Below are 5,145 nucleotides of genomic sequence, written 5' to 3'. Positions count from 1 at the left end.
CTTATTGGCAGGCGTGGCGATTTTATTAAAAAGATTCTAGACAGGTTCTAAGAAGTAGACGATAGATTTACAAAGTTGTCAAATAAATTTCATTCTCATAGAGTATAAAAACATGTATGATAAGAAGTGGAGAATTTTTGAGTAGGTGGGAATATCATGCAAACAGTAGAAGATTATCTTTCATTCTTACATACGAAAGGATTTAAATTATCAGAGGAAGCACAAGGATTTATTATGTTCGGACAAGGATATACTGGTGCATCTGATGGGATTGTGAACGTAGCGATAGAAGCGACGATTAAACATCAATTACAGTTTGATGGCAGTTATTTTGTTGCGTTATTAGAACGCTTGAAAGAAGAAATTACAGATAAAAAAAGCGCTAAGGCTTTTATGCGGAAGTTACAAGCGTAACTTCACGCAGCCCGCGCTTCTTTTTTCGTTTTGGAAGGTAGTTCAACAAAAACCATACCTAGGAAAATACATAGACATCCAATAATAGCAGAAATAGAAAGCTGTTCATTTGCTACTAGAACACCTGTTAATGCTGCAAAAACAGGCTCCATTGCGAAGATTATTGCTACTCTCGTTGGAGAAGTGTGTTTTTGTGCAGAAGTTTGAATGAAAAAGGCAATTGATGTCGCAAATAAGGAAGTTAGAAATAGAGCGAATAAAAAGGATTGATTCGTCCATAGTGAAACTGAAAATAATTTTTCCCAATCTTCAAACAAAAAAGCGCAAATAGAAGAAAATATACCGACAGCTAATACTTGAGAGGTGCTTAGTAATAAAGGTGATATTTTCTTAGAAAAGAAACCGTTAACAAGAATATGGGCAGCAAAAGCAACTGCACAACCGAGAACGAGTATATCTCCAATGTTTAATTGAAAAGAATCACCAGCCGTTAATAAGTATAAACCTGCTGTTGCTACAGCAATACCAAGTACGATGAAAATTGTAGCCCGCTGTTTTAAAAAGATAAAAGATAGGATTGGAACCATAACGATGCTAAGTCCAGTTAAGAAACCAGCTTTTGAAGAGGTTGTATAAAGTAAGCCGAATGTTTGTAATAAATATCCAACACATAAAAAGAATCCAACAATCAATCCAGCGAGACTACTCTGTTTTATATCTTGTTTTGAAGTTTTTTGTGAGAAAATCATTTGAACGAATAATAAAATAATTCCAGCGAATAAAAAGCGAATCCCATTAAAAGTAAATGGACCAACGAAAGACATAGCATTTTGGACGACAACAAACGTAGCTCCCCAAATAAAAGAGACAAATAATAAAGCAAGAGGAGCAATCCAATCTTTTTTCACACTCATACCCCCGTTAATTTTGTAAGATAGCTTTTCTAGCTAATTCATCAGCAACTTTATTTTGACTACTTGGAATCCACTTAATAAAAAAGAGATCGAAACTTTTTATGTACTGCAGTGCTTCCTCTAATAGTGGTGCAAATATTTTATTTTTTGCGTATTCTTTTTCGACAGCTCGCTCGACAAGCTGCGAATCGGTACGAAAAGAGACAATGTTATAATTATGCTCCGTGCAATATTTTAATGCCGCAAGTAAAGCGTGGTATTCTGCTTCATGATTGGACATTGTCCCAAGGGGCAATGATAACTGTACAGCTGGTTGCACCCCTTTAATAAACACTCCTGCACCAGAAGGACCAGGATTTCCTTTTGATGCACCATCAATATATACTTCAATCAAAATGAGAAACCTCCAAATTATAAGATGATCCCCTACTTATATGTTTCTTTGAAGTAGGGGATAGAGTAACTTAGCCGATTGTAATACTATAACGACATGTAAATGTTTCATTCGTTTGTAAAGATTGAATTCCTTTTTTTTCCTTGAAATCCTTTGCCGGATTTACTTCATCAGCAATCCCGTACCAAGGTTCAATACATAAGAAAGGTGCGTTCTCGCCTGGTGTCCATACACCGACAAATGGGAATCCGTCAAATTCTACTTTTACAAATTTATTATGTTTATGAGAACGAATAGAGATTTCATCCGTATTCATATTTTCAAAAATAAGTGCATCATTTTTGAATAAATCGTATGTAAGTGGTAATTCATTCGTATTTTCAGCGATTAATTGCTTTTTACTTGAAAGATAAGGTCCTTCTAATACGCTTGTTTCTAAGCGTTCAGAACCATTAAATGATAAATGATAATCTGTAAATGATTCGCCCTCTAATAAGGGGAAGTTGAAACCAGGATGTGCTCCGATTGAGAAGAACATCTCTTTTGAAGTAGGGTTATTTACTTCATATGTTACATGAACGATTTGTCCATCTAACTCATAAGAAACGAGTAATTCGAATTCGTATGGGTATTTTTTTAATGTTTCTTCATTACTAGTAACAATATAAGTAATATTCGTTTCACTTTGTTCTTTTACAGAGAATGTAAGATCACGAGCAAAGCCGTGTTGTGTTAAAGAATATGGTTTACCATCTACGTAGTATGTATTATCTACTAATCGGCCGACAATTGGGAATAAAATTGGTGCGCGGCGCCCCCAATAAGTAGAATCGCCTTGCCATAAGTATTCAGTGTTATCTTCTTTTAAGCGAACGCTTTGTAATTCTGCACCTTTGTCAGAAATGGAAACGATCACTTTTTCATTTTGAATTGTTGCTGTCATGAAGTGAAACCTCCTAAATCTTTCATATGTTTTATTATACGTTGTCCAAAAGAAAAAAGGTAGTAAATGATAGGAATCTATTGACGAAAGAGTGCCTATTGCGTAAAATATAATCTTGTTGCTTAAAAACGAATAACGTGGTTCGAAACCATCCCACGTAAAAAAACTAAGGAGATTTTGTCATGAATATAAGGACATTAGTCGGTAATGGTATTTTAGCGGCATTATATATTGCTGTTTCTATGCTTATTCAGCCATTTGGCTTTACCAGTGTACAGTTTCGTATTTCAGAGATGTTTAATCATCTCGTTGTATTCAATAAGAAAGCAATTTACGGGATTGTATTAGGTGTATTTTTAACGAATCTCTTTTTCTCACCTATGATCGCTTATGATTTAGTATTTGGAGTAGGGCAATCCATTCTTGCATTACTTGCAACTATTATTTCTATGCGCTTCATTAAAGGTGTTTGGGCTCGTATGATTTTTAATACAGTTATTTTTACAGTCACAATGTTTATGATTGCAATTGAACTTCATCTTGCGTTTGATCTGCCATTTTTATTGACATGGCTAACTTGTGCAGTTGGTGAATTTGTTGTAATGGCAATTGGTATGCCTGTAATGTACTGGATTAATAAGCGAGTGCAATTTGAAAGATTTATGCAATAGATGAAAGAGCTGTCCTTACTTAGGATGGCTCTTTTTGTATGTGATTAAATTGTATATAATACTGTGACTCCTGATAAAATATAATAAAATAAAGTGAAACTTTAATCAGTGGGGGGACCCCACTGATTATTAGTTGAACCAATCGGGCATTTACGGACAGTTGATCTTCCGCCTAACTTCTTTGCTTTCGTTAAATTTTAAGGTGGGAGTCTTACTGCCCGTTAATGCGGGATAAATATAAGAAGTCTTATAAAAGGGGAATCTAGTATGAAATATAAAATACATTGGTTGTATAAAACGAAGCGTGGTTTACAAACTGAATTAACAACAGATTATATGAACATAGAAGAAGTGCTTCAATTTGCGGAGGATTTTGAGAAAACAGGTAGGGTGAAAGAACTTTTATTTTTCGATGAAATGGACGCGGAATGGTCATTAAAAGAAATGAAAAAACTGAGTAAGCAAGTGGAGGAAGATCCGCAAGAAATTCAAGTTTATTTTGATGGTGGTTATGATGTGCAGACGAAAGAAGCTGGGGTTGGTATATGTGTATACTATAAAAAAGGAAATACAAATTACCGAATTCGTCGCAATGCATACATAGAAGGCATATATGATAATAACGAAGCGGAGTATGCAGCATTATTATACGGGATGAATACACTCGAGGAATTAGGAATTAAATATGAAGCAGTTACACTTCGTGGAGATTCTCAAGTTGTACTGCAGCAATTAGCTGGTGAATGGCCTTGCTATGATGAACATTTAAATCATTACTTAGATCAAATTGAACAAAAAGCGAAGCAAATGAAATTAAAGCTTATTTGTGAACCGATATCTAGAAAACAAAATAAAGAGGCACATCAATTAGCAGCGCAAGCATTAGAAGGGACGACAATTGATAGTCATAAAGAAATAACCGAATAGAGAGGTGCACACGTGAAGAAGAAGCAACTCATTACAGAGGTAAATGACTTATTAGAAACGTATTGCGGAGGGTGTTTCCTGCAGGAACATAATCGGAAAAATCATAGTAAATACTATGCCCATTCTTTTTGTATACGGCAATGTACGGTTGGAGAGAAGTTGAAAAAGTATGGGGAGCAATTGTCATAAAAAAATATCCAGAGAATTTTCTCTGGATGTTTTTTTAGTGCTTTGCTTCGTGTAATTGATGCTCGCATTTACTTAATTTTTTTTCTTCATTCATTAGAAATGGCTCATCTAAATCCGTTGCAACGGATTTCATGATTTCAAGCTGAGAACGAGCCGATTCTACTGCAGTAGTGGCATGCTCTAATGTGTCTGGATCCATTGAAATTGTTGCAAAACCTACCATTTTTTGTGCAGTTTCTACACGGAATTTTACTTCTTCAAAATCATTTACATGTGACCCCATTGTTATTGCCTCCTTTGTATTTTGCGCATTTCACATAGTTTTTGCTCTGGAAAACGGAAATATACAAAGGAATAACAAAGGAGGTTACCAAGTAAGATAACCTCCTGTCATATGTGGGATTAAAGTTTTGCTACGTTAGCAGCTTGAGGTCCACGGTTTCCTTCAGTAATGTCGAAAGATACTTCTTGACCTTCCTCTAAAGCTTTGTAGCCGTCGCTTTGAATAGCAGAGAAATGTACGAATACATCTGCAGAGCCTTCCATTTCGATAAATCCAAAACCTTTTTCATTGTTAAACCATTTTACTTTTCCTTGCATGTCACAATTCCTCCTAAAAACGATTCCTTTTTTCATTTAGTGAAATTCATCAAAAAATAATATAAATAAAAAATGCTATATTCTTGAATATTC

The 5,145-nt window shown here is 34.9% G+C and carries 9 protein-coding genes and 1 riboswitch; of the genes, 4 read left to right on the top strand and 5 right to left on the bottom strand.

The features are described 5' to 3' along the window. Nucleotides 1-156: 156 nt before the first annotated feature. Nucleotides 157-414, top strand: a complete 258-nt coding sequence (locus tag AB3X49_RS17370) for a DUF6123 family protein (RefSeq protein ID WP_367963635.1) — start codon at nucleotides 157-159, stop codon at nucleotides 412-414. 2 nt (nucleotides 415-416) lie between these two features. On the opposite strand, the gene AB3X49_RS17365 is transcribed toward AB3X49_RS17370, so the two are convergent. The 3 genes from AB3X49_RS17365 to AB3X49_RS17355 all read right to left on the bottom strand — a co-directional run bounded on the left by AB3X49_RS17365 (nucleotide 417) and on the right by AB3X49_RS17355 (nucleotide 2,665). After that, a complete protein-coding gene (locus AB3X49_RS17365; protein WP_002135344.1) occupies nucleotides 417-1,322 on the bottom strand; it encodes a DMT family transporter in 906 nt (301 codons plus the stop codon). A 13-nt stretch (nucleotides 1,323-1,335) separates the two neighbouring features. Continuing rightward, nucleotides 1,336-1,722, bottom strand: coding sequence for a reverse transcriptase-like protein (locus tag AB3X49_RS17360; protein ID WP_002011911.1), 387 nt, complete (start codon nucleotides 1,720-1,722; stop codon nucleotides 1,336-1,338). Nucleotides 1,723-1,792: 70 nt separating this feature from the next. Next, nucleotides 1,793-2,665, bottom strand: coding sequence for an aldose 1-epimerase family protein (locus tag AB3X49_RS17355; RefSeq protein ID WP_002086548.1), 873 nt, complete (start codon nucleotides 2,663-2,665; stop codon nucleotides 1,793-1,795). A gap of 131 nt (nucleotides 2,666-2,796) precedes the next feature. After that, a riboswitch (PreQ1 riboswitch) is annotated at nucleotides 2,797-2,841 on the top strand. A 6-nt stretch (nucleotides 2,842-2,847) separates the two neighbouring features. Between AB3X49_RS17355 and AB3X49_RS17350 the strand changes: the two genes are divergently transcribed. The 3 genes from AB3X49_RS17350 (at nucleotide 2,848) to AB3X49_RS17340 (ending at nucleotide 4,452) form a co-directional block, all read left to right on the top strand. Beyond that, complete coding sequence (locus AB3X49_RS17350; RefSeq protein WP_002011909.1) at nucleotides 2,848-3,336, top strand: QueT transporter family protein; 489 nt, start codon at nucleotides 2,848-2,850, stop codon at nucleotides 3,334-3,336. A 267-nt stretch (nucleotides 3,337-3,603) separates the two neighbouring features. Continuing rightward, on the top strand, nucleotides 3,604-4,263 hold the full coding sequence (locus AB3X49_RS17345; RefSeq protein WP_002126525.1) for a ribonuclease H family protein: 660 nt from the start codon (nucleotides 3,604-3,606) through the stop codon (nucleotides 4,261-4,263). A gap of 12 nt (nucleotides 4,264-4,275) precedes the next feature. Further along, nucleotides 4,276-4,452 carry a zinc-finger domain-containing protein gene (locus AB3X49_RS17340; RefSeq protein ID WP_002011906.1) on the top strand — a complete coding sequence of 59 codons (177 nt, stop codon included), beginning with the start codon at nucleotides 4,276-4,278 and terminating at the stop codon, nucleotides 4,450-4,452. A gap of 34 nt (nucleotides 4,453-4,486) precedes the next feature. Here AB3X49_RS17340 and AB3X49_RS17335 read toward each other — a convergent pair whose 3' ends face one another. Together AB3X49_RS17335 and cspB are read right to left on the bottom strand one after the other, a co-directional pair. Then, complete coding sequence (locus tag AB3X49_RS17335) at nucleotides 4,487-4,735, bottom strand: DUF2564 family protein (RefSeq protein WP_367963632.1); 249 nt, start codon at nucleotides 4,733-4,735, stop codon at nucleotides 4,487-4,489. Between the two features lie 119 nt (nucleotides 4,736-4,854). Then, the gene (gene cspB / locus AB3X49_RS17330; RefSeq protein ID WP_367963629.1) at nucleotides 4,855-5,052 is read right to left on the bottom strand and encodes a cold shock-like protein CspB; all 198 of its coding nucleotides are present in this window, start codon (nucleotides 5,050-5,052) and stop codon (nucleotides 4,855-4,857) included. Between the last annotated feature and the right edge of the window lie 93 nt (nucleotides 5,053-5,145).

Origin of the sequence: Bacillus sp. C30 (assembly GCF_040838255.1) — a bacterium.
Lineage (GTDB): Bacteria > Bacillota > Bacilli > Bacillales > Bacillaceae_G > Bacillus_A > Bacillus_A mycoides.
This window is presented reverse-complemented; position numbering and strand designations above follow the sequence as displayed.